Here is a 21,922-nt window from a genome sequence, read left to right as displayed (position 1 = left end):
GCATCCCGCAAGGAATGCGCTGCCGTCAGGCCGTACACGGATTCCACCCCTTGACGTAGGGCCGATGTACCCGGAGCGCCTCGTGCCCGGACTGCTAGCGTGGAAGTGCTGATTCGCGCGGCACCGCTGGGTATAACCGGTCTCACCGGAAGGGATCCATCATGCTCTCAGACACCTCACTTCCCGTCATCAAGGCAACGCTGCCTGTCGTGGGCGAGCACATCGAAGAGATCGCCAAGCGCTTCTACAAACACATGTTCGACGCGCGGCCGGACCTCCTGGATGGACTTTTCAACCGGGGAAACCAGGCGGACGGCCGGCAGCAGCAGGCCCTGGCCGGTTCCATCGCGGCGTTCGCCGGCCTGCTCGTGGACAACGTGGACCAGGTGCCCGACCACCTTCTCTCACGGGTGGCACACAAGCACGTCTCGCTGGGGCTGAGCCCGGACCAATACCAGGTTGTCCATGACCACCTGATGTGGGCCATCGTGGATGTGCTCGGGGACGCCGTCACGGCCGACGTCGCCGCAGCCTGGGACGAGGTCTACTGGCTGATGGCGAACATGCTTATCAACAAGGAGCGCGGGCTGTACAACGCGGTGCACCTCACCCCCGACACGATCTGGCGGACCTGGCGGGTGGCCGAGCGGATCCAGGAGACGGACGACGTCGTCAGGTTCGTCGTCGAACGGACTGATGAGCGCGAGGTCAAGCCGTCCCTGCCCGGACAGTACGTCACGATCAAGATGGCCATGCACGACGGCGTGCACCAGCCCAGGCAGTACAGCCTGACAAAGGCCGACGACGGCCGGCACCGCCAGTTCGCGGTGAAACGGGTCCACGGCCTTGCGACGCCCGACGGCGAGATGTCCACCCTGCTGCACAACGACGTCCAGGTGGGTGACGAGGTGGTCCTCTCGGCCCCCTTCGGTGATGTTGTGCTCGAGTACACGGACCGGCCCCTGGTCCTGGCCAGCGCGGGGATCGGGATCACCCCGATGGCGGGCATGCTCTCCCACCTCGTCAAGGCTGGCTCCCAGCGCCAGGTGATGCTGCTGCACGCGGATGACAGCGAGGCGTCGTTCCCGCTCCGTGGACAGGTCAGGGAGGATCTGGCCTCCTTGGCGGACGGGACGTTGATGACGTGGTTCCTCAATCCCGCCGAAACTCCCGCCGAAGGCGGAACCCCGTCGGGGTTTTCCGGCTTTATGGACGTCACCGCCGTGGAACTGCTAGACGACGCCGAGTACTATCTCTGCGGTCCCCTGCCGTTCCTGAAGTCTGTCCGCAGCGCACTCGTGGCCGGCGGTGTACCGGCCAAAGACATCCAATACGAGGTGTTCGGCCCGGACCTCTGGCTGGCCGACTTCCAGTAGCGCTGGCAGTTAGCGGGCCGCCCGACGCCGCTCGGCAGCCGGCTTGGTGCCGCCCGGCAGGAGACCGCCGGGCAGGATCGCCCCGCGGGCAAATCTTCACCCGGTTTCTCTAGCGCCCCAATTTGGCCCTGATGGCCGCCAGTTCGGGTTCCGTTACGCCATTGTGGCGCAGGAACTCCTCGGCTTTCACGCTGTGCACAAACCGAAGCAGGCTCTTGAGTCGCGATTCGAGCAGGGGCGCGAGGACTTCCTCGGGCAAATACCGCTCATGCGGGTGCGGCACCCCGGACACGCGATGGTGTTCGTTGATGCCGCGCATGGCCCGCTCGTAACCCCGGGCAATGGCATCCTCGCCCGCCCCGGCGAGGTCCTGGAGCATGGCCGCGATCATCCCGCTGCGGTCCCGGCCGGCCGAGCAATGGATCACGACGCCGCCGCGCCCCGCCGCGACAGCCCGAAAGACCGCGGCCAGCTTCTCCGGGAAGATCCGGGCATTGTCTGCATAGGACGCCGGATGGTTCAGGTACGGAACGCACAGCTCCTGAAACTCGCTGTTGCCCGGATCCTCGGTGGGGGCGTGCACGATGTCGAACGCCGCCAGGGTCTCCGCGCTTACCAGGGGATCAGTATCGCGGCGGCGGATCTCGTCCGGGTTGCGGAGGTCGATCACTGTCCGGATGCCGCCGTCGTAGGCCTGTTGCCAGCCGGCCTCGGTGAGCCATTCGCGGCGTCCCATGCGGAACACGCTGCCGGCGGTGTGCCAGGCGTTGACCGCCCCGTCCCATTCGACACGCTTCAAGAAATCATCCACCCTGCCAGCTAACCACGTGGTCCGAGTAGTCGACAGCCGGAAATCAACGTAGCCCCGGTTCCTGGCTGGCGTAGAAGCGCGTAGGCCCTACCGTGTCCGGCAGTGCAGTGCCGGCGTACCGTGGCCCCATGACTGCCCCGAGCTGAGGGTCGAAGCTCCCACAGTCTGTCCGCCAGCCGGGTTTCCGGGAGGCCCCGCTGGCCGCCACCGTTCGGTGTGCCGGCAGGCCGCTCCCGCCGTGCCGACTCACAAGGGGACTCATCATGAACACTGTGCCACTCAGGCGCTGGTCCGGACGACTGGCGGGGGCGGTCGCCGCCGTCGCACTGGTTGCGGGTTTCGCGGCCGCGCCCGCCACGGCGGCCCGCCCGGATCCCGTCTATATCGCCCTTGGCGACTCCTACGCGGCCGGTACCGGGGGCGGGGCGTACACCCCTTCCGCGGCCGGGCTTCCCGCCACGTGCCTGCAGACCGCGGCGTCCTACCCGGCAGTCCGCAACGCCACGCTGAACCTGGGCTGTTTCGGCGCCACGACCATGAACGTGATTGACGTCGCCACCCAGTTCGCGCCAGCCCTGGCGACTGCCACGGTGGTCACGGTGACGGTTGGCGGAAACGACGTCGACACCGGACAGGTGGCCCTCGCCTGCACCGCCTCGGCGAGCTCACCGGCCTGCAAGGCGGCCCTGTACAACTCGCTGGTGGTGAAGCTCCGCGAGCTGCCGGGCAAGATCAAGGAGATGCTCAAGACCGTCAAGAGCACGGCCCCTAATGCCAGGATCGTGCTGACTGGCTACCCCCGGCTCTTCACCGTGAGTGCCGGGCTCACCGCCGAACAGACGCAGGCGGCACGGTCGATGAATTCGGCGGCCGACCTGCTCAACGCCACCATCGCGTTCTCTGCCCTGGTGAACAGAGTCGGATACGTCAGCGTCACGGAGAAGTTCTCCGGCCACGGAATCGGATCGGCGAACCCCTGGATTGTGGCGCCCACAGGTCTTTGCACCCTGGCGATCAATTGCAGCCCGAGCCCGTTTGACGCTTTCCATCCCACCGCCACCGGCTATTCCGGCGGTTACGCCGCGGCCCTTGCTGCGCTTCGGGTCCCCTAGCCCTGGCCCGCGTCCGGCAGGCCAGGCAGCGGCTACCGGTGCCTGGCGATCCGAAACTCGAGGGCGTTGCGGACCATCGGCCATTCGTGTTCCAGGATGGAGTACACCACGGTGTCCCGCAGTGCGCCGTCGCTGCTGCGGGTGTGGCTGCGGAGCACGCCGTCCTGTTTGGCGCCGAGCCGCGCGATCGCCTCGCGTGACTGGTGGTTGAGCCAATGCGTGCGGAACTCGACGGCGGGGCAGCCCAGCGTTTCGAAGGCGTGCCGCAGCAGCAGCAGCTTGGAGTCCGGGTTGCTGCCGCTGCCGTGGGCTGACGCCGCGTTCCAGGTGGAGCCGATCTCCACCCGGGGCGTGGCGGCGTCGATGTTCATGTAGGTGGTCATGCCGATCACACGGCCCGGACCGCCGGTGGCGGGGTCAAGCAGCCGCGTGGTGAAGGGCAGCATGTCGCCGCTTTCCTGCAGTGCCAGGCGCCGCTCGATCTCGGCGGCCATCTGCTCCGGGGCGGGCACACTGGTGTACCAGAGCTGCCACAGGTCGCCGTCGCGGGCCGCCTCGACGAGGCCGTCGTGGTGGTCCGGGCTCAGCGGCTCAAGGACGACGTATCTGCCGGTCAGCGTGATGGGGGCAATGGAAGTCACCGCACCATCCTAGGGGCTTGGCTAATCGCCGGTCAGCTGGTCCAGTCGAAGAACCCTTTGCCGGTCTTGCGCCCCAGCTCGCCGCGGGCCACCTTGTCGCGCAGGATCTGCGGCGGCGCGAAGCGCTCACCCAGCGTGGAGGCGAGGTATTCGGCAATGCCGAGGCGGACGTCCAGTCCCACGATGTCCGTGGTCCGCAAGGGCCCGGTGGGGTGCTTGTAGCCCAGGACCATGGCGTTGTCGATGTCCTCGGCGGACGCCACGCCTTCCTCGACCATGCGCATCGCCTCTAGGGCTATCGCGACCCCCAGCCGTGAGGACGCGAAGCCGGGTGCGTCATTGACGACGACGGCGGTCTTGCCCAGCGCCTCGACCCAGCTGCGGGCCGTCTGGGCCAGCTGCTCCGAGGTGTGCTCGCCGAGGACCACTTCGATCAGGGTGGACGCCGGGACCGGGTTGAAGAAGTGCAGGCCCAGGAAGTTCTGCGGGCGCTGCAGCTCGCCGGCCAGGGCGTTGACGGAGATGGAGGACGTGTTCGAGGCGAGGTAGGCGTCGTCGGACAGCCGTTCCTCGATTCCCCGCAGGGAGGCCACTTTCAGGTCCCAGTCTTCGGGGACGGCTTCGATGACGAGCTGGCGGTCCTTGAAATCGTCGTAGTCCACTGTCACGGAGAGCCGAGAGACCATCTCGTCCAGGTTGCCGTCGATGGCGCCGCGCTCGATGCTCTTGGCAGCCGCCGATTCCACCCGCTCGCGGGCAGCCTCGGCGGACTCCTCGTCGCGTTCGACGACGAGGACGTTGGCGCCGTTGATTAGGAAGGCGTGGGCGATGCCGGCCCCCATGCGGCCGCCGCCGAGCACCCCGACGGAGTCGGGAAGGTTTGAGGGGTGTGCGGAGTTGCTCATCTTCAGTTCTTCTCCTGCTCGGACTTTGTGGCTGGTTTCTTGGCAGCCTTTTTATCGAGAAAGGCCTGCATGCGGTCGAATTTGGCCTGGGACTCAAAGAGGATGCCCTGGGCCAGCTGGTCGATCAGGGGGTGGGCCTCGGCGGGCGCGTGGAACACCGACTTGGTGATCCGGACGGCCAGGGGATCCTGGCCGGCGATCCTGTCGGCCAGGGCGTGGGCCGCCGCCATCAGTTCGGGTGCCTCGTGGATTTCGGTGATGAGGTTGACGGCGAGGGCCCGTTCGGCGCGCAGCACGCTGCCGGCCAGCAGGATTTCCTTGGCCACCGGCTCCCCCACCAGCTCCTTCAGGCGCCAGCTTGCACCGGCGGCGGCGAGGATGCCCAGACCCGTCTCCGGGTTCCCGATCCGGACTGACGGTGTGCCGATCCGGAAGTCCGCGGCGTACGCCAGCTCGGCGCCGCCGCCCAGGCAGAAGCCGTCAAGGGCCGCAATGACGGGCATGGGAAGCTTGGCGATCCGCACAAAAATGGTGGAGTTGATGCCCTGCAGGGCATCGTCGCGGCGGCGTTCGCGCAGCTGGCCGATGTCCGCCCCGGAGGCGAAAACCCCCTCCGTGCCTGCGATGATCAACACCTTCGGGGTCTGTTCCAGCGCGGCGCAGACGGCGTGGAGCTCGTCGACCATCTGCTGGTCGATCGCGTTGCGGACCTCGGGGCGGTTGAGCTGCACCACCATCCGGTCCGGGCGCTCGTCGACCAGGAGCGTGCTGAAATCCTGCGGGTTGAGGCCCGTCGCCGGGGCCACCACTACACCCGCTCCAGCAGCATCGCGGTGCCCTGGCCCACGCCGATGCACATGGTGGCGAGGCCGATTTTGGCGTCTTCGCGCTCCATCCGGCCCAGCAGGGTGATCGCGATCCGTGACCCGGACGAACCCAGCGGGTGACCCAGGGAGATTGCGCCGCCGTCGCGGTTGACAATCTCGGGGTCCAGCCCGAGCCGGCGCATGCTGGCCAGCGACTGGGTGGCAAAGGCTTCGTTGAGTTCGACGGCGCCGAGATCGCCGACGCTGAGACCGGTCCTGGCCAGCACCTTCTGGGTGGCCGGGACGGGGCCGATGCCCATGATTTCAGGTTCGCAGCCGGCGGAGGCGCCGTCGATGATCCGGGCCCGCGGGATGAGGCCGAGCCTCTCGATGGCGGCTTCGGAGGCGACGATGATGGCGGAGGCGCCGTCGTTGAGGGTGGAGGAGTTGCCGGCCGTGACCACCGAGCCGCCGGCGACGACGGGGCGGAGACCGGCCAGGATGTCCATCGTGGTGCCGGCGCGGGGGCCCTCGTCGGTGTCGACGACAGTTTCGCCCTTGCGGGTCTTGACGGTGACCGGGACGATTTCGTCGGCGAAGCGTCCGGCGGCGATGGCCGCGAGGGAGCGTTCGTGGGAACGGACGGCGAAGGCGTCGGCGTCCTCGCGGCTGATGCCGTCCACGCGGGCGACTTCCTCGGCCGTCTCCGGCATGGAGTAGGTCATCTTGCCGCCGCGGGAGAGTTCGCCCTTTTGGAACAGCGGGTTGGCGAAGCGCCAGCCGATGGAGGTGTCGAAGATCTGGCCCGGCTTGGCGAAGGCGGTCTGCGGCTTCTCCTGGACCCAGGGGGCGCGGCTCATCGATTCCACGCCGCCGGCGATCACGATGTCCGCGGCTCCCGACTTGATCATCTGGCTGGCCATGATGATGGCGCTCAGGCCCGAAGCGCAGAGCCGGTTCACGGTGATGCCGGGGATGTGCAGCGGGAGGCCGGCCAAGATGGTGGCCATCCGGGCGACGTTGCGGTTTTCCTCGCCGGCGCCGTTGGCGTTGCCCAGGATGACCTCGTCGATGCTGTCGGGGTCCAGCCCTGCCCGGGCCACGGCCTCGCGGACCACGAGGGCGGCCAGGTCATCGGGGCGGACCGCGGAGAGTGCTCCGCCGTAGCGGCCCACCGCGGTGCGGGCACCGCCTACGAGAAATGCCTGTGGTCCTGCTGCTGATGCCATGGGTACACCCTTCACGCGATAAACGTCTCTGTCATCGAAAGAACTCTGATCGGCGGCGGCATCCACGTTCAATCCGCGGAGCGCGCCAATTTACCGACCGTTCGTTCTATAAAGATTACACGGCGCGGCAAGGGGGTCAATCAGAACACCGCCGGATTACGCAACCACGACGCCGAGATGGCTCGCCATGAGCGGGGCCAGCAGGCCGAGCTGGTAGTCATCGATCACGAGGCCGGCGAGACTCTCCAGGCCGCTGATGGCGCGGAAGTCCGTGCCGCGGATGTCGAAGTCCTTAAGCCTGGCGCCAGCGACGTCGAGGGTGCCGATGGTGCAGTTCTTCAGCGCCACCCTCGTCGCGGCGCAGGAGCCCAGGTCCAGTTCGCTGATGATGCAGTCGCTGATCTGGACGTCCGTGAGCTTGGAACCGCGCAGGTTCACGTAGTCGAGTTTGCCGCCGTCGATCCGTACGGACTGCCAGCCGCTCTCGTAAAGCTCCGCGGAACCCCAGCGCGGGTTCCCTATCTCGACGTCGCGCAGGGTGCTCCGGGCCGCCATGAACACGGGGGCGTACACCTCCGCCAGGATGCAGTCGCGGAAACTGGCGCCGCGCAGCTGGGTCTCATTGAAGGAAACGCCCTGGAACTCGCACTCGGCGAAGTCGGTGCCGGCAAGTTCCAGCCCGTCGGCCGATGCCCTGCTGTACCGGACGCCGTCGTACCGCTCCCCGGATTGGAAGTCCGGGGATGGGTCGTCCCGAAGCTCGTCCAGCCGGACGGGGCTAAGCCGCGGTGCGGTGACTTTAGGCGTCTTGGACGCTGCGGTGCCCCGCGCCACTAGAGCGACTCGGCCTTGGCCGCGATTTCCGCCAGGTCCTTGGCGAGGGCCTTGCGGGTGATGCGCAGGCCGAGCTTCCCGAAAACCGCCATCGCCAGTTTGCTCATCCGGGAGGGATTGACCAGGTCGGCGCCGAACGTCATTGTCAGGTCCGTGCCGCCGTCGCGGCCGGCCAGTGTCATGCGTGAGGTGTAGTCCGCCCTGCCCTGCAGCGCCTTCACCGTGGTGCTCCGCGGCGGTTCGGACTGGGCCACCCACATCTCCACGGTTTCCGACCTGCCCATCATGGTGCGGGTCTCCTTCCAGCGCGTGCCCTCGCCGTAGGGTCCGTCGCTCAGCATCTGGATCGAGTCGATGCCGGACAGGGTCGCGGCGGATCCGGGGATGTCGGAAATGACCGCCCACACCTTCTCCGCCGGGGCGTTGACGTGCTGGGTCAGGCTGATTTTGTGGTCCATGGGATTGAGCCTAGTCCGGCTCCGCGGCACATTTCACCTCTTTTGAACCGGACACTCCCGTGGTAACCCCTTGAATTAGTAAGCATGCTTTGTGTTAGGGTGAATGAACGTTGAATTTCAACCGGAAACGAAAGGTGTTCACACCATGGGTATCGGAGACAAGATTCAGAACGAAGCAGAGCACCTCGGCGGCAAGGCCAAGGAAGCTACTGGAAACGCGACGAACAATGACGAGTTGCGCGCCGAGGGCCAGAAGGACCAGGTAGTCGCAGACGCCAAGAAGGTCGGCGAGAACGTCAAGGACACCTTCAAGAAGGATTAGTCCTTCGAGACGGCGGCGCCGGACGTTCCTTTGGGGGATGTCCGGCGCCGCCTTTCTTGTGTGCCCGGGTTCTTGTGTGGGCAGGTTGATGTTGCACCCGGGCCCACCGATTCACCACATATGGCCGCTAAACCACCCCGGTTAGCGGCCATTCGCGTCATATGGGCGCATCCTGCGCACGGGCCACCCGCGCGCAGCGCCGGAAAGCACCCCCGCACCCTCGCAGGCAGCCCACCCCTTAAACGAACGACGGCGGGTCCCCTCACCGGAGGCCCGCCGTCGTACACGTTGGTTCTTGCCTTGTGAGGCTAGTTGAACAGCGCGTTCTTGGGTTCGTTGTTCTTGACCTTGTGCCAGCCAAGCCACAGCAGGAGCGCGAAGAACGGGATGGTCGCCAGGGTCCAGAGGCCGAGGTGGAAGACCTCGCCGGTCTTGCTGGTCATGGTGTCGAAGCCGATCAGCACCGTGATGGCCAGCAGGGCAATCAGGCCGGCCCAGCTGGCCCAGACTCCGCCGGGCGCGGGCAGGGATGAAACCTTGCCCTTGGTCTTCCGCAGCGCGATCTGGCTGGCGAAGATGGCGCCCCACGTGAAGATGACGCCGATCGATGCGGAGTTCAGGGCGAGGTCGAAGGCGTGCGATCCGCCGAGCCAGATGTTCAGCAGGATGCCTACGAGGTAGACGCCGCCGATGGCCAGGATGGCGGCGTACGGCACGTGGCTCTTGGACATCTTGGTCAGCCACTCCGGGGCATGTCCATTGTTGGCCATGGTGCGGAAGACCCGGCCGATCGAGTACAGGCCCGAGTTGCAGGAGGACAGCGCGGCGGTGATGACGATCATGTTCATGACGTCGCCCATCCAGCCGAGGCCCATCTGGCCGAACACGGTGACGAACGGCGAGGTGCCGGCCACGTACTGGTCCGAGGGCAGCAGCATGGCCAGGAGCGTCACGGAACCGACGTAGAACACCACGATGCGGAAGACGACGGCGCGGATGGCCTTGGGCACTTCCTTGGCCGGGTCCTGCATTTCGCCGGCGGTGATGCCGACGAGCTCAATGCCGTTGTAGGCAAAGATCACTGCGTTCAGGACCAGGATCATGACGAGGGCACCCTTGGGGAACATCCCGCCTTCAGCAGCGAAGAGGTTGTTGACCGAGGCGTTGCCGTCGCCCACCTGGGCGTTGGTGACCACCATGAAGGTGCCCACGGCCAGGAAGATGACGATGGCGCCGACCTTGAGGCAGGACGCCCAGAATTCGAATTCACCGAATGCCTTGACGCTCAGGAGGTTGACACCCACGAGCAGCAGCAGGGCCGCGATTGCCGTCAGTTCGACCGGCACGTTGGGGAAGAAGAACTGGAAGTACAGGCCGATCGCGATGAGCTCGGCGATGCCGGTCATGGCCCAGTTGATGAAGTACATCCAGCCGGACACGTACGCGCCCTTCTTGCCGAACATTTCGCCGGCGTAGCTGACGAACGAGCCCGACGTCTGGCGGTACATGATGAGTTCACCCAGGGCCCGCATCAGCAGGTAAGCGATGACGCCGGCAATGGCGTAGGAGAAGATCAGCGCGGGCCCGGTGGAGGCCAGGCGCCCGCCGGCACCCATGAAGAGGCCGACGCCGATGGCGCCGCCCATTGCGATCATGGTGACCTGACGGCCGCTCAGGGACTTTTTGTAGCCCTCGGCGCTGAGAGTCGAGTCGACGACGGCGGATTGCGCTGTCGGGCTCTTAAGTTCTGTGGGGGTCATTGATGGCACAGCTGTTTCCTTGTAGGTCGAGGTATGGCCGGGACAGGACCGTGGATTCAGGTACACATAATTCGGGCCTCAGCCCTTTACAGGGGCCAAGACATGTACCGAACCTCACAAGTGTCGAAGCTCGCGCGGCTCATCTATCGTACTAGCATTCAGGACCCCGGCGTGACCCGGGCAACATCAGACGGGTGCCACCGCTAATCAATGACGCCACAAGGACCAGATTGCCGAATGATGTTCGGCTAATGTCGTGGGCGACTCCGGCTGCTAGGCCAGGGCGCCGTCCCGCATGGCATAACGGAGCCAGTTTCCGGCGCCATCCCCCGGGCGGCTCCCGGGGCTGTTTTCCCCCGTGCACGTGCTGAACCATTCCCCCAGCGCGCGGTCGTGGCTGACCATGACCAGTGTTCCTGCAAAGTCCGAGAGGGCCGCTTCAAGCTGTTCCACGAGCACGGGCGCCAGATGGTTGGTGGGCTCGTCCACCAGCATCGTCCCGAACCCGCCCAGCAGGAGCCGGGCGAGCGCCAGCCTGCGCTGTTGCCCTGCGGAAAGGCTGCCGACCGGGACGTGGAATTCGCTGGTCCGGAACAGCCCCAGGCGCAGCAGCGCCTCGGCGTGCTCATCGATGTTGCCGCCCAGGCCCGAGGCAAAAGCGGGCAAGAGCCGCAATCCCGGGCGCTGCGGGAGCTCCAACTCCTGTTGCAGGTAGCCGATGCGGCCGTGCCGCACGACGGTTCCCTGGGCCGGCGCCAGCGCGCCCGCGAGGACGGAGAGCAACGTGGACTTGCCGGCACCGTTGGGGCCCGTGATGAGGATTTTCTGCCCCGCTTCGACCCGCAAGTCCGTCGGTTCCAGGCGGCCGGGCACGGCCACCCCCTTCGCTTCAAGCGCGGGGCCTGCCGCGACGTCCGCCCGCAGGTCCGTTGCCAGCGTCAGGGGCACCGGGGGACGGTCGATGGGGTTTGCCTCCAGCCGGCGGAGGCGCTCCTGGGCATTGCGGACCTTGCTGCTGGCCGCCTTTTGCCACGTGCCGGCCTTGAAGTCGAACCCCATTTTGTCGCCGTCGCGCCGGCGGGCGTAGCCCATCTTCCCCGCGACTGTGTCCGCCTGGAGCTGTTCGGCAGCCATCGCGTCCAGCCACCCGTGGTACTGCTGCGCCCAGCGCTGGCGTTCGGCAGCCTTCTCCCGCAGGTAGCCTTCGTAGCCGTTGCCGTACCGGTTGACGGTCCGGCGTTCGGCATCCACCTCAATCACGGTTGAGGCCACTTTGCGCAACAGCACGCGGTCGTGGGAGACCACCACCACGCTTCCGCGGTGCGCCGCCAGCCGCGCCTCCAGCCAGGCCGTGCCGCTGGCGTCCAGGTGGTTGGTGGGTTCGTCCAGGAGGAGGATGTCCGCAGGGTCAGCCAGCACGCAGGCCAGTGCCACGCGTTCCTGCTCCCCGCCGGAGAGCGAGCCCAGGGTCCGCATCCGGTCCAGCCCGCCCAGTCCAAGCCTGTCCAGCGCCGCCTCGACCCGGGATTCCGCGGCGTAGCCTTCCCTGAGCTGGTACTGGGTCTGCAGGTTTCCGTAGCGCTCCAGTTCTTCCGCTTCCGCGCCGGCCAGCCCGTCTTCCAGCCGGTCCAGCTCAGCCTCCAGTGCGCGGAGCGATTCCAGTGCCGCGTCGATCGCGTTGCTCACGGTGAACGGGGCAGGCAGGCCCAGGGTCTGGGCAAGATAGCCAACTCTGCCTTGGCTGACGGCGCTGCCCTCGTCCGGGACCTCGAGTCCGGCCAGAATCCGGAGCAGCGTGGATTTTCCCGCACCGTTTTCGCCGACGATCGCCACATGCTCACCGGCCGTGATGGCAATGTCGACGCCGGCGAACAGCTGGCGGTCCCCGTAACCGTGGGATACGCCCGAAAGATGGAGATGTTCGCTCAAGGAGTCCTCGCAATTGGGTGCCCAGCCGGCCCGGTGGCGGCTTGCGTCGTCAAGTATGACACCGTCGGCTGTCCCTTTGGTACTGCGGCGCGTGCCGCCGTCGGACGGCTGCTCAGACCGCGAGCGCAACCGCTTTTTTGCGGCGGGCCTTCGCCAGCCGGGTCCCGATCAGGCCCTGCCGGGGGCTGAACAGATAGACGACGGCGAAGGCGGCAGCCTGCGTCAGTACCACCATGGCGCCGGAGGCGGTGTCGAGGTAGTAGCTGAGGTAGATGCCGGCGATGGAGCACACCGCCGAAATGACCGGAGCGATCACCAGCATGCGGGAGAACCGGTCCGTCAGCAGGTAGGCCGTGGCGCCGGGGATGATCAGCATGGCCACCACGAGCACCACGCCCACGGTCTGCAGCGCCACCACGGAGGTCAGGGCCAGGAGGCCCAGCAGCAGGGCTCCGAGGCGTTTCGGGGACAGGCCGATCGCGTGGGCGTGCGTGGGGTCGAAGGCGTACAGCGTCAGGTCGCGCCGCTTAAGGATCAGGATGGTGAAAGCGACGACGCCCAGGACCAGGACCTGGATGAGGTCGGGGATGCTGACGCCGAGCAGGTTGCCGAAGATGATGTGGTTCAGGTCGGTCTGGCTCGGTGTGACGGAGATGAGCACCAGGCCCAGAGCGAACAGCGAGGTGAACACGATCCCGATCGCGGCGTCTTCCTTGACCCGGCTGGTGTTGCGGACCACCCCGATCAGGGTCACGGCAATCAGCGCGAACACGAGGGCCCCCAGCGCGAAGGGCGCCCCGACGATGTAGGCGAGCACGACGCCGGGCAGCACGGCGTGGGAGACGGCGTCGCCCATCAGCGACCAGCCGATCAGCACCAGCCAGCAGCTCAGGACGGCGCACACGATCGCGGCGAGCGCCGTGGTGACGATGGCGCGGACCATAAAGTCGTAGCCCAGCGGTTCCAGCAGGATGTCGAAGAGTTCCATGGTTCAGCTCCTGCCCAGTTGGTTGGAAAGGCCGGCGTCGGGAAGCTCCCGGTCAGCGCGGCCGGCGTCAGGCGGCTCCCGGTTGAGGACGTCGAGGCCGAACGCCATGGCCAGGTGCTCCGGCTGCAGCACCACCTCGGGCGGGCCGTGCATCAGGACCTTGCGCATCAGGAGCACGGCTTCGTCGCAGAGCTGGGGCAGGGCGTGCAGGTCATGGGTCGAGATCAGGATGGTGCAGCCGTCCGCGGCGAGTTCTTTGAGCAGGCGCGTGATGGTGGCCTCGGAGCGCTTGTCCACCCCGGCGAACGGCTCGTCCAGGAGCATCATGGTGGCTCCCTGGGCGATTCCCCGGGCCACGAAGGCGCGCTTCTTCTGGCCGCCGGAGAGCTGGCCGATCTGCCGGTGGGCGAATTCGGACAGTTCCACCCGGTCCAGGGCGAGGTCGACGGCGGCGCGGTCCGCCTTGGAAGCCCGGCGGGTGAACCCCTGGTGTCCGTAGCGGCCCATCATCACCACGTCGCGGACGGACAGCGGGAACTGCCAGTCCACGTCCTCGCTCTGCGGGACGTAGCCGATTCCGCCGGCCTTGCGCGCCTTGGCCGGCGGTTCACCATTGATCAGGACACGGCCGGCGTCGGGTTTGATCATGCCCATGATCGCCTTGAACAGCGTGGATTTGCCGGAGCCGTTCATGCCCACGAGGCCGCAGATCCGGGCGGCGTCGAGGGACAGCGACGCGGCGTCGAGCGCCAGGACGTCGCCGTAGTGGACGGTGACGTTTTCCACGAGGATGGCCGGACTGCTCATGATGCCGCTCCCGTCAGGCCTTCGGTGATGAGTTTGGAGTCGTGCCGGATGAGGTCCAGGTACGTGGGGACCGGCCCGTCCGCCTCGGAGAGCGAATCGACGTAGAGCACCCCGCCGAACGTCGAACCCGTGGCTCCCACCACCTGGCGCATGGGGGCGTCGGATACCGTGGACTCGCAGAAGACGGCGGGGACCTTGTTGGTTTTCACGAATTCGATGGCCTTGGTGATCTGTTGCGGGGTGGCCTGCTGTTCGGCGTTGACGGCCCAGATGTAGACCTCACGGAGGCCGGCGTCGCGCGCCAGGTACGAGAAGGCGCCCTCGCACGTCACCAGCGCGCGCTGCGCCTCGGGGACGGTGGCGAGCTTCTCGACCATTTCGTCCTTCACGGACTGCAGCTCGGCCTTGTAGGCCGCGCCGTTCGCCTCGAAGACCGCGGCGTTATCCGGGTCGAGCTTCGAGAATGCCTCCACCATGTTGTCCACATAGATCTGGACGTTGACCGGCGACATCCACGCATGCGGGTTCGGTTTGCCCTGGTACGAGTCTTCGCTGATGGACATCACCTCCACACCCTCGCTCACCACGGCGTGCGGGACGTCCAGGCCTTCCACGAACTGCCCAAACCACGCCTCAAGGTTCAGTCCGTTGTCCAGGATCAGGTCCGCCCTCGACGCCTTGCGGATGTCCCCCGGCGTGGGCTCGTACCCGTGGATTTCCGCGCCGGCCTTGGTGATGGATTCGACCTGCAGCTTATCCCCGGCCACGTTCTGCGCCACGTCGGCCAGCACGGTGAACGTGGTCAGCACCACGGGCTTCCCGTCCCCGGCGCCCTGGCCGGCGCCTCCGCAGGCGGCCAGGGACAGGCACAGAAGAACGGCGGCGACGGCGGCTCCGCCACTTTTGGGGCCGCGTCCGGCAGTGCGGAGGCAGCGGGCCCGGCGGACGACTTTGGCGCACCGAAACAAATATTTAGGCATGCCGAATATCTTACTTGACCACGCTGTCCTCCCCCGACGCTAGGCTGGGGGCATGGGCACCGCTCTCCGCACACCACCCGCACCGCGGCCGGAACTTTACCGGTTCTCGCGGCTCGATTTCTTTACGGCTGGCCTCTATGTGGCTGTGGCCGTCTTCTTCGCCGTGGCCGGCGGGCTGCTGGTCCCGCTGATGCTGCAGTTGTCGCCGAACCCGGCCGTGGCGTCATACTCCGTCAACCTGATCTTCTATGGCGGCATCGGGATCCTTGCCCTGGCCGCCGTCCGGCAGGTCGCGGCCCGGGACCTGAGGGTCCTTGCCACCAGACCGTGGTTCACCATGCTGATGGTCCCCGTCGCGGTGGTGGCCATGATGATCCTCACGGCGATCTTCGTCTCGCTGACCGGTCCGCCGCAGACGTCCGCCAACCAGGCCGGCCTGCAGGCGCTCATGCAGCAGGTGCCGGCCTGGCTGATGGTGCCCCTGCTGGTGATCGTGGGTCCCTTCGTGGAGGAGTACATCTTCCGGCACTTGCTGATCGGCAAGCTCAGCCGGCGGGTCAACCTGTGGGTGTGCTGCGCCTTGTCCGTCGTGCTGTTCGCGGGCCTGCACATCGTGGGCCAGGAGGACCTGACCCTTCCGGTACTGATGCCCTACCTCGCGATGGGCGCCGTCCTGGTCTTCGTGTACGTCTGGACCGGCAAGAACGTGATGTTCGCCTACTTCGTCCACGCCTCGAAGAACCTGCTGGCCGTCATCTTCATCTACGCCATCCCGCCGGACCTGATGGAGCAACTCCAGAATGTCCAGCCCTGACCCTGACAGCGCCACTGCGGCCCTGCGCGGCCGGCGCGGGTCCGCTTCCCGCCGGCCGGGCTATGCCATCGGCATCGCGGTCAACGCCGCGCTGCTGTACGCCGGCAACGTGTGGCCGGGCTGGTGGGCGCTCCCCTTCCTCACCGAAGACACCCGCCAGGTGATCGGCATCGTGAATTTTTCGCTGATTGCCGGCATGGTGGCCAACTTCGCCTGCCTGTTGATTGACCGTCCGTGGATGAAAGCACTGGCCAACCTCGCCACCCTCGGCATCGGGTTGCTGGTTCTGGCGCAACTCTGGCAGGTCTTTCCGTTCGATTTCAGCGGCTACACCCTGGACTGGGCCCTGGTTGCACGCGTTGTGCTGGTGGCGGCGATGGCGGGCTCGGCGATCGGCATCATCGCCCAGATCGTTGCCTTAGTCCGGAGTCTCGTTGGCCGCGATGGCAAAGGCTCCCCCGGCGCACCCTGAGGTCCGGCGTCCCGTCGCGTGCCGCCGTCGAACATCCCGCCGTCGACTGTGCAGTTGACGGCAGTCCCGGGCGGGAACACTGCCGCGAAATGCCAACTCGCGCGGGTTGTCAGGAACCGGCACCCCTACCGCCGCACGCGCCGACGTCGTAGGTTCTTTCCATGACACTCAACATCCAGATTGCCGTCGACTGCCGGAACCCGCATGAGCTCGCCGATTGGTGGGCCGAAACGCTTGAGTGGGCCGTGGAACCGCAGGACGAGGCCTTCATCCGCTCGATGATCGCACAGGGATTCGCCACGGAGGCGGAAACAAAGCTGCATCAGGGCAAGCTGGTGTGGGGTGCCGGGGCCGCAATCCGCCCGCCCGAGGAACTCGACTCCAAATCGCCCGAGCGGCGCATCCTCTTCCAGACCGTCCCGGAGGAAAAGACCATCAAGAACCGGATCCATTGGGACGTAAGGCTCGCCGGAGCGGACAAGGACCAGGCGCGCGCCGCCCTCGAAGCCCGCGGCGCCACCTTCCTCTGGACGGCCAGCCAGGGGCCGCATTCCTGGCACACCATGGCGGACCCCGAAGGCAACGAGTTCTGCATCAGCTGAGCCGATTACTAGACTCGGACTGTGAGCAACGAAATCCCCGCCAAGGTGTCCGACGTCTTTGACCCCACCCGCTGGCGCACTGTGTCCGGCTTCGACGACTTCCAGGACATGACCTACCACCGGCAGGTGGAGCGTTCCGCGGACGGCACCGTGGTGCGGGACCTGCCCACGGTCCGCATCGCCTTCAACCGGCCCGAGGTGCGCAATGCCTTCCGCCCGGGCACCGTGGACGAGCTGTACCGCGCCATGGACCACGCCCGGATGACCCCGGACGTCGCCACCGTGCTGCTCACCGGCAACGGCCCCTCAGCCAAGGACGGCGGCCACTCGTTCTGCTCCGGCGGCGACCAGCGGATCCGCGGCCGTGACGGGTACCGGTATGCGGAGGGTGAAACGCAGGAGACCATCGACCCCGCCCGCGCCGGCCGGCTGCACATCCTGGAAGTCCAGCGGCTCATGCGCACCATGCCCAAGGTGGTCATCGCCGTCGTCAACGGCTGGGCGGCCGGCGGCGGGCATTCCCTGCACGTCGTCTCGGACCTGACCATCGCCTCCCGCGAGCACGGCAAGTTCAAGCAGACCGACGCCACCGTGGGCAGTTTCGACGCCGGCTACGGCTCGGCGCTGCTGGCCCGCCAGATCGGCCAGAAGGCCGCACGTGAGATCTTCTTCCTGGCGCGGGAATACTCGGCCGAGGACATGGTCCGCATGGGCGCCGTCAACGAGGCCGTGGACCACGAGCGGCTCGAAGAGGTCGCGCTGGAATACGCCGCGGACATCGCCCGGCAGTCCCCGCAGGCCCTCCGGATGCTCAAGTTTGCCTTCAACCTGGCCGACGACGGCCTGGCCGGCCAGCAGGTGTTCGCCGGGGAAGCCACCCGGCTCGCGTACATGACGGACGAGGCGGTGGAGGGCAAGGACGCCTTCCTGGAGAAGCGCGATCCGGACTGGTCCCGGTTCCCGTACTACTTCTAATCCCCGTTCTACACCGAAGGCAGCCCCTTGACCTCCCAGCACCCGAACATCGAGCCCGCGCTCAAGGCCCTGGCGGACGCCCTCCACGGCGAGGGTCCCGCCGTCGAACTTTCCGCCGGCCCCGATGGAAGCGTTGTGGTCTCCGCATTGGACACAGCGGGCTACGAGGACGCCGCCGTCGTGGTGCGGACCTCCGGCTCCACCGGCACGCCCAAAGCGACCGTCCTGACCGTGGACGCCCTGGCGGCGTCCTCGGTGGCAACAGCCGTCGCGCTGAAGGGCGAGGGACAGTGGCTGCTCGCCCTGCCCGTGCAGTACGTGGCCGGTGTCCAGGTGCTGGTCCGCTCGCTGTTCGCCGGCACCCGGCCCTGGGCGATGGACCTCAGCCGCGGGTTTACCCCCGAGGCTTTCACCGAGGCGGCGTTGGAATTGACGGACAAGATCCGCTTCACCTCGCTCGTGCCCACCCAGCTGCAGCGGCTGCTGGACTCGCCGTCGGCCGGGACGCTGGCTGTGCTGCGGCGCTTCAACGGGGTGTTGCTGGGCGGAGGTCCGGCGGCACCCGAGCTGCTGGCCGCCGCCCGCGACGCCGGCGTCCGGGTGGTGACCACCTACGGCTCGGCCGAGACCTGCGGAGGCTGCGTGTATGACGGCGTCCCGCTCGAGGACGTGCTGGTCCGGGTGGATGCGGACGGCCGGATCCTGCTCGGCGGAGCCACGATCGCCGCCGGCTACCTGGATGCCCCGGAAATGAGCGCTGAGGCGTTTGTGGAGGACGACGGAGTCCGCTGGTACCGGACCAACGATCTCGGCGAGCTGGACGCCGACGGGAAGCTGACCGTCCTGGGCCGGGCCGACGACGTCGTCATCACCGGCGGCGTGAAAGTCTCCGCCACGCATGTGCAGGCGGAGCTGGAGAAGCTCGACGGCGTTCGGGCCGCCTTCGTCGCCGGGGTTCCGTCCGCCGAGTGGGGGCAGGCGCTTGCCGCGTACGTGGCGCTGTCCGACAGCTCGCCGGAAGGCATCCGGGCCTTCAGCGCATCGGCTGACTGGGCGCCGGCTCTGGGCCCGACGGCCCCGAAAACCGTGCTGGCCGCCGGTGAACTTCTGATGCTCCCGAACGGGAAACCGGACCGCCTGGCGATGACGGTTCGGCTCACCGAGCTGCATCAGGGAAAATAGAACCGCCGGGCACTCCCGGTCTCACCAAACCAACACGAGGTACTGAACGTGGCAACAGCCGCTCAATGGATCCAAGGCGCCCGACTGCGCACCCTGCCGGCCGCGATCGCGCCTGTCCTGATCGGCACCGCCGCCGCATACGAGATGGACGCATTCCTGCCGCTCCATGCCGTGCTGGCCGCGCTGGTGGCCCTGCTGCTGCAGATCGGCGTGAACTACGCCAACGACTACTCGGACGGCATCCGCGGCACCGATGAGGACCGGGTGGGCCCGCTCCGGCTGGTCGGCTCCGGCGCCGCCAAGCCCGAGCACGTCAAGTACGCCGCGTTCGCCGCGTTCGGACTGGCGATGGTGTTCGGGCTGGCCCTGGTCATCCTCTCGCAGACGTGGTGGCTGATCCTGGTGGGCATCGGCTGTGTCCTCGCGGCGTGGGGCTATACGGGCGGTAAGAACCCTTACGGCTACATGGGCCTGGGCGACTTGTTTGTCTTTGTGTTCTTCGGCCTGGTTGCCACCTTGGGCACGACGTACACGCAGGCCGGGCAGATCAGCCTCGCCGCCATCATCGGCGCGATCGGGACGGGCCTGATCGCCTGCGCGCTGCTGATGGCCAACAACGTCCGTGACATCCCCACCGACCGGAAGGCCGGGAAGAAGACCCTGGCCGTGCGGCTCGGCGACAAGCATGCCCGGGAAGCCTACGTGCTGATGCTCGCCGTCGCGATCCTGCTGCCGATCGTGCTGGCGCCGACCCGTCCGTGGATGCTGATTGTGCTGCTGCTGATCCCGGCCAGCCTGATGCCGTCCTGGCTGATGATCGCCGGCCGGCGCCGCAAGAGCCTGATTCCGGTGCTCAAGCAGACCGGGCTGATCAACCTCGGCTACGCGGTCCTCTTCTCACTGGGCCTGGTGCTGAGCCACGGGTTCTAGGGGTGGCGCACTAGCAGGATCGGCTCCGTGAGCCGGGTGCCTCCGGGGCCAGGTGCCGCCGGGGAGCCACCCGCTCTCCGGCCGCTGAGGTCCGTTAGCGGCTAGCTGTCCTTCGGGCGGCTGTCCGTGTGGACGGTGATGTCCGGGTGTTCGTCGACCAGGCGGTCTTCGGCGTCGGCGTCGTCCACTTCCCCGGCGCTGCGCAACGGCTTGGCATTGCCTGAGAACCGCTGGTGGAGCGATGCGGCGGCGGCGTCGCGCTGCTTCTGGAAGAAGAGGAAGCTGATCGCGAACGCCATCATTCCCGCGCAGAGGACGGCCAGGAACCATCCGAGCTGGAGGTAGACGAACAGCGCGAACAACGGCACGAAGAGCGCCAGCCGGATCAGGGAGTATTTCAGGAAAGCCACGCTCCAAGTTTAGCCGCCCGGCGGCGGCCCGGCCCACCGCGGCCTGCATCCGGCCCCTCCGCTCGCCCTAGGGGATGCTCCGACGGCGGTCCTCGGAGACCGGAATATCGGAAGAAGCCGGAGACTCCCCCGGAGGCTAGACTGATTACATGCTCCGCGTAGTGATTGTCGTCGCCGTTATCGTCGTGTTTGTCTACGGACTCGTCGACGTGATCCGCACTGACCCTCGCCAGACAAAGGGCATTTCGAAGCCGGCATGGATTGTAGTGCAGATCGTCCTGCCGGTGATCGGTGCCATCCTGTGGTTCCTCATTGGCCGGCCGCGCGGCACCAGCCCGGCGCGCCCCACTTACAGCCACCCCATCGCGCCCGACGACGACCCGGACTTCCTGCGCAACCTCGAACTCCGCCGCCGCAAGCAGGCCGAAGCCGACCGGCTCAAGAAGCTCAAGGACGAGTTGGACGCCAAGGAGCGCAAGGCCGACGACGCTAAGGGCACCCACGACCCCCGCGGCTCCGAGTCCGGCGAGGCCTCCGGCAGCGGCGACACGCAGGGCACCGACGAGGTCAAGTAGCACCGGGCCGCCGCTTCCGGTCATCGGTCCCGTCCATTTGCGGCCGCTCAGGGCCAGCACCCCCGGACCCTAGCTGCAGCCGTTCGCCACAGATGGCCGGAATACGGTCCCTCTTAGCGGCAATCTCCGGTAAATCGCCACCGCTCAACCGCACCCCGCGGCTGCCGGCCACAAGGCGTACGCCTCCCCCGCACAGCTCCTCCGGCCAACGATCGCGCTGACGCGGGCGCAGCTACTTTACTGAGCCAGCCCGGCTCGGTGAGCCTTGAGAACATCCTCTCTGATCCATTTTCTGGTCAAGAAGCCGTCCAAAACGAGGGACACAGGGAATACGATCCAGAAAATCCCCTGAGGTGCGAGGCCCGCAAAAACCAGAGCCATGAGGACAAGGATCACAGCGCCAGAGGCATAGCTGTAAATGCGTCGACCCCGAGTAGCTCCCAGCGCCTCCTGCCGCTCGCGAATGCAGGTCAGCATTTAATTTCCCCCTTTGTGCACTCCCGGTGAATGCATAAGGATCATTTCAGCATTCTGGCGACGGAAAGGCGCGCCACGTCCCGACACCACAAAACCGCCACCTGATTATGGGAACCTCACTGGGGAGAGAAGGGCCGGCTGGTGTGCACCGCTAGGCTGGCGGACGGGTGCTTGAACGAGGTGCCCAAGCAGCGCCGAGAGGGCGGACCAAGGGACTGTGGATTACAACGACTTCGAGCTTGTCGCGTTTTTGGTGTTGTCCAGCGTCCCAAGCGGTCTCCTGGTGATGACGGGAAATGTCGCTCACCGCAGGTTATCCAAAGGGTGGGTGCCTCGATACCTGATCCTCGGCATCCTTGGCTGCCTTATCTACGCGGCGTTTGCGGGTGGCGTGGTTGCGCAGCTGATCCCGCCTCCATATGTCCCCGGTCTGTCAGAAGGTCGAGGACTGGACCTTCGAGGGGTGGGCTTAATCGTTGGATCTTGGATAGGTGGCGTCACGGGCATTGTTGCCGCGCTGATTACCG

General features: G+C 66.8%; 23 protein-coding genes. 10 read left to right on the top strand and 13 right to left on the bottom strand.

The window, feature by feature from the left end; genetic code table 11:
• The first annotated feature begins 161 nt into the window (after positions 1 to 161).
• The gene (locus AC1DF4_RS00565; protein ID WP_476911075.1) at positions 162 to 1,376 is read left to right on the top strand and encodes a globin domain-containing protein; all 1,215 of its coding nucleotides are present in this window, start codon (positions 162 to 164) and stop codon (positions 1,374 to 1,376) included.
• 109 nt (positions 1,377 to 1,485) lie between these two features.
• On the opposite strand, the gene AC1DF4_RS00560 is transcribed toward AC1DF4_RS00565, so the two are convergent.
• The gene (locus AC1DF4_RS00560) at positions 1,486 to 2,175 is read right to left on the bottom strand and encodes a tyrosine-protein phosphatase (RefSeq protein ID WP_476911074.1); all 690 of its coding nucleotides are present in this window, start codon (positions 2,173 to 2,175) and stop codon (positions 1,486 to 1,488) included.
• Between the two features lie 275 nt (positions 2,176 to 2,450).
• Between AC1DF4_RS00560 and AC1DF4_RS00555 the strand changes: the two genes are divergently transcribed.
• Positions 2,451 to 3,299: an SGNH/GDSL hydrolase family protein gene (locus AC1DF4_RS00555; protein ID WP_476911073.1), complete on the top strand. Its 849-nt coding sequence runs from the start codon at positions 2,451 to 2,453 to the stop codon at positions 3,297 to 3,299.
• Positions 3,300 to 3,331: 32 nt separating this feature from the next.
• On the opposite strand, the gene AC1DF4_RS00550 is transcribed toward AC1DF4_RS00555, so the two are convergent.
• From AC1DF4_RS00550 to AC1DF4_RS00525, 6 genes are all read right to left on the bottom strand, one after another.
• The gene (locus AC1DF4_RS00550; RefSeq protein WP_476911072.1) at positions 3,332 to 3,940 is read right to left on the bottom strand and encodes a GNAT family N-acetyltransferase; all 609 of its coding nucleotides are present in this window, start codon (positions 3,938 to 3,940) and stop codon (positions 3,332 to 3,334) included.
• Positions 3,941 to 3,972: 32 nt separating this feature from the next.
• A complete protein-coding gene (locus tag AC1DF4_RS00545) occupies positions 3,973 to 4,845 on the bottom strand; it encodes a 3-hydroxyacyl-CoA dehydrogenase family protein (RefSeq protein ID WP_476911071.1) in 873 nt (290 codons plus the stop codon).
• A gap of 2 nt (positions 4,846 to 4,847) precedes the next feature.
• On the bottom strand, positions 4,848 to 5,582 hold the full coding sequence (locus tag AC1DF4_RS00540) for an enoyl-CoA hydratase/isomerase family protein (protein WP_476911608.1): 735 nt from the start codon (positions 5,580 to 5,582) through the stop codon (positions 4,848 to 4,850).
• Between the two features lie 71 nt (positions 5,583 to 5,653).
• Positions 5,654 to 6,880, bottom strand: a complete 1,227-nt coding sequence (locus AC1DF4_RS00535; RefSeq protein ID WP_476911070.1) for a thiolase family protein — start codon at positions 6,878 to 6,880, stop codon at positions 5,654 to 5,656.
• A 156-nt stretch (positions 6,881 to 7,036) separates the two neighbouring features.
• The gene (locus AC1DF4_RS00530; protein WP_476911069.1) at positions 7,037 to 7,714 is read right to left on the bottom strand and encodes a pentapeptide repeat-containing protein; all 678 of its coding nucleotides are present in this window, start codon (positions 7,712 to 7,714) and stop codon (positions 7,037 to 7,039) included.
• Positions 7,714 to 8,172, bottom strand: a complete 459-nt coding sequence (locus AC1DF4_RS00525) for an SRPBCC family protein (protein WP_476911068.1) — start codon at positions 8,170 to 8,172, stop codon at positions 7,714 to 7,716. The genes AC1DF4_RS00530 and AC1DF4_RS00525 overlap by 1 nt, the downstream gene beginning before the upstream one ends.
• A 145-nt stretch (positions 8,173 to 8,317) precedes the next feature.
• Between AC1DF4_RS00525 and AC1DF4_RS00520 the strand changes: the two genes are divergently transcribed.
• On the top strand, positions 8,318 to 8,494 hold the full coding sequence (locus tag AC1DF4_RS00520; RefSeq protein ID WP_069949555.1) for a CsbD family protein: 177 nt from the start codon (positions 8,318 to 8,320) through the stop codon (positions 8,492 to 8,494).
• Between the two features lie 308 nt (positions 8,495 to 8,802).
• On the opposite strand, the gene AC1DF4_RS00515 is transcribed toward AC1DF4_RS00520, so the two are convergent.
• The 5 genes from AC1DF4_RS00515 to AC1DF4_RS00495 all read right to left on the bottom strand — a co-directional run bounded on the left by AC1DF4_RS00515 (position 8,803) and on the right by AC1DF4_RS00495 (position 14,958).
• Positions 8,803 to 10,263, bottom strand: coding sequence for an amino acid permease (locus tag AC1DF4_RS00515; protein WP_476911067.1), 1,461 nt, complete (start codon positions 10,261 to 10,263; stop codon positions 8,803 to 8,805).
• Positions 10,264 to 10,527: 264 nt separating this feature from the next.
• Positions 10,528 to 12,183 carry an ABC-F family ATP-binding cassette domain-containing protein gene (locus tag AC1DF4_RS00510; RefSeq protein WP_476911066.1) on the bottom strand — a complete coding sequence of 552 codons (1,656 nt, stop codon included), beginning with the start codon at positions 12,181 to 12,183 and terminating at the stop codon, positions 10,528 to 10,530.
• Between the two features lie 112 nt (positions 12,184 to 12,295).
• Positions 12,296 to 13,171, bottom strand: coding sequence for a metal ABC transporter permease (locus AC1DF4_RS00505; RefSeq protein ID WP_476911065.1), 876 nt, complete (start codon positions 13,169 to 13,171; stop codon positions 12,296 to 12,298).
• Between the two features lie 3 nt (positions 13,172 to 13,174).
• Positions 13,175 to 13,978 carry a metal ABC transporter ATP-binding protein gene (locus AC1DF4_RS00500; RefSeq protein ID WP_476911064.1) on the bottom strand — a complete coding sequence of 268 codons (804 nt, stop codon included), beginning with the start codon at positions 13,976 to 13,978 and terminating at the stop codon, positions 13,175 to 13,177.
• A complete protein-coding gene (locus AC1DF4_RS00495) occupies positions 13,975 to 14,958 on the bottom strand; it encodes a metal ABC transporter substrate-binding protein (protein ID WP_476911063.1) in 984 nt (327 codons plus the stop codon). The genes AC1DF4_RS00500 and AC1DF4_RS00495 overlap by 4 nt, the downstream gene beginning before the upstream one ends.
• A gap of 52 nt (positions 14,959 to 15,010) precedes the next feature.
• On the opposite strand from AC1DF4_RS00495, the gene AC1DF4_RS00490 reads away from it, so the two are divergent.
• The 6 genes from AC1DF4_RS00490 to AC1DF4_RS00465 all read left to right on the top strand — a co-directional run bounded on the left by AC1DF4_RS00490 (position 15,011) and on the right by AC1DF4_RS00465 (position 19,933).
• Complete coding sequence (locus AC1DF4_RS00490; RefSeq protein WP_476911062.1) at positions 15,011 to 15,772, top strand: lysostaphin resistance A-like protein; 762 nt, start codon at positions 15,011 to 15,013, stop codon at positions 15,770 to 15,772.
• The gene (locus AC1DF4_RS00485) at positions 15,759 to 16,244 is read left to right on the top strand and encodes a hypothetical protein (RefSeq protein ID WP_476911061.1); all 486 of its coding nucleotides are present in this window, start codon (positions 15,759 to 15,761) and stop codon (positions 16,242 to 16,244) included. The genes AC1DF4_RS00490 and AC1DF4_RS00485 overlap by 14 nt, the downstream gene beginning before the upstream one ends.
• Before the next feature lie 161 nt (positions 16,245 to 16,405).
• Positions 16,406 to 16,846: a VOC family protein gene (locus AC1DF4_RS00480; RefSeq protein ID WP_476911060.1), complete on the top strand. Its 441-nt coding sequence runs from the start codon at positions 16,406 to 16,408 to the stop codon at positions 16,844 to 16,846.
• 21 nt (positions 16,847 to 16,867) lie between these two features.
• The gene (locus tag AC1DF4_RS00475; RefSeq protein WP_476911059.1) at positions 16,868 to 17,821 is read left to right on the top strand and encodes a 1,4-dihydroxy-2-naphthoyl-CoA synthase; all 954 of its coding nucleotides are present in this window, start codon (positions 16,868 to 16,870) and stop codon (positions 17,819 to 17,821) included.
• 27 nt (positions 17,822 to 17,848) lie between these two features.
• Positions 17,849 to 19,003: an AMP-binding protein gene (locus AC1DF4_RS00470; RefSeq protein ID WP_476911058.1), complete on the top strand. Its 1,155-nt coding sequence runs from the start codon at positions 17,849 to 17,851 to the stop codon at positions 19,001 to 19,003.
• Between the two features lie 48 nt (positions 19,004 to 19,051).
• A complete protein-coding gene (locus AC1DF4_RS00465) occupies positions 19,052 to 19,933 on the top strand; it encodes a 1,4-dihydroxy-2-naphthoate polyprenyltransferase (protein WP_441406377.1) in 882 nt (293 codons plus the stop codon).
• A gap of 101 nt (positions 19,934 to 20,034) precedes the next feature.
• On the opposite strand, the gene AC1DF4_RS00460 is transcribed toward AC1DF4_RS00465, so the two are convergent.
• Positions 20,035 to 20,343, bottom strand: a complete 309-nt coding sequence (locus tag AC1DF4_RS00460; protein WP_476911057.1) for a DUF4229 domain-containing protein — start codon at positions 20,341 to 20,343, stop codon at positions 20,035 to 20,037.
• 149 nt (positions 20,344 to 20,492) lie between these two features.
• Here AC1DF4_RS00460 and AC1DF4_RS00455 point away from each other — a divergent pair, with 149 nt between their 5' ends.
• Positions 20,493 to 20,918, top strand: a complete 426-nt coding sequence (locus tag AC1DF4_RS00455; RefSeq protein ID WP_476911056.1) for a PLD nuclease N-terminal domain-containing protein — start codon at positions 20,493 to 20,495, stop codon at positions 20,916 to 20,918.
• Positions 20,919 to 21,922: the final 1,004 nt, after the last annotated feature.

The sequence above is a fragment of the Arthrobacter sp. 05N429 genome (assembly GCF_056397045.1).
The sequence above is the reverse complement of the archived record's forward strand: the minus strand, read 5'-3'. Positions and strand labels throughout refer to the sequence as shown.

What these genes read in the sequence shown, in the direction of transcription:
- AC1DF4_RS00565 (WP_476911075.1), top strand. Translation starts at nt 162, where the DNA reads ATGCTCTCAGACACCTCACTTCCCGTCATCAAGGCAACGCTGCCTGTC.
- AC1DF4_RS00555 (WP_476911073.1), top strand. Translation starts at nt 2,451, where the DNA reads ATGAACACTGTGCCACTCAGGCGCTGGTCCGGACGACTGGCGGGGGCG.
- AC1DF4_RS00545 (WP_476911071.1), bottom strand. Translation starts at nt 4,845, where the DNA reads ATGAGCAACTCCGCACACCCCTCAAACCTTCCCGACTCCGTCGGGGTG.
- AC1DF4_RS00540 (WP_476911608.1), bottom strand. Translation starts at nt 5,582, where the DNA reads ATGGTGGTGCAGCTCAACCGCCCCGAGGTCCGCAACGCGATCGACCAG.
- AC1DF4_RS00535 (WP_476911070.1), bottom strand. Translation starts at nt 6,880, where the DNA reads ATGGCATCAGCAGCAGGACCACAGGCATTTCTCGTAGGCGGTGCCCGC.
- AC1DF4_RS00525 (WP_476911068.1), bottom strand. Translation starts at nt 8,172, where the DNA reads ATGGACCACAAAATCAGCCTGACCCAGCACGTCAACGCCCCGGCGGAG.
- AC1DF4_RS00520 (WP_069949555.1), top strand. Translation starts at nt 8,318, where the DNA reads ATGGGTATCGGAGACAAGATTCAGAACGAAGCAGAGCACCTCGGCGGC.
- AC1DF4_RS00505 (WP_476911065.1), bottom strand. Translation starts at nt 13,171, where the DNA reads ATGGAACTCTTCGACATCCTGCTGGAACCGCTGGGCTACGACTTTATG.
- AC1DF4_RS00500 (WP_476911064.1), bottom strand. Translation starts at nt 13,978, where the DNA reads ATGAGCAGTCCGGCCATCCTCGTGGAAAACGTCACCGTCCACTACGGC.
- AC1DF4_RS00495 (WP_476911063.1), bottom strand. Translation starts at nt 14,958, where the DNA reads ATGCCTAAATATTTGTTTCGGTGCGCCAAAGTCGTCCGCCGGGCCCGC.
- AC1DF4_RS00490 (WP_476911062.1), top strand. Translation starts at nt 15,011, where the DNA reads ATGGGCACCGCTCTCCGCACACCACCCGCACCGCGGCCGGAACTTTAC.
- AC1DF4_RS00485 (WP_476911061.1), top strand. Translation starts at nt 15,759, where the DNA reads ATGTCCAGCCCTGACCCTGACAGCGCCACTGCGGCCCTGCGCGGCCGG.
- AC1DF4_RS00480 (WP_476911060.1), top strand. Translation starts at nt 16,406, where the DNA reads ATGACACTCAACATCCAGATTGCCGTCGACTGCCGGAACCCGCATGAG.
- AC1DF4_RS00455 (WP_476911056.1), top strand. Translation starts at nt 20,493, where the DNA reads ATGCTCCGCGTAGTGATTGTCGTCGCCGTTATCGTCGTGTTTGTCTAC.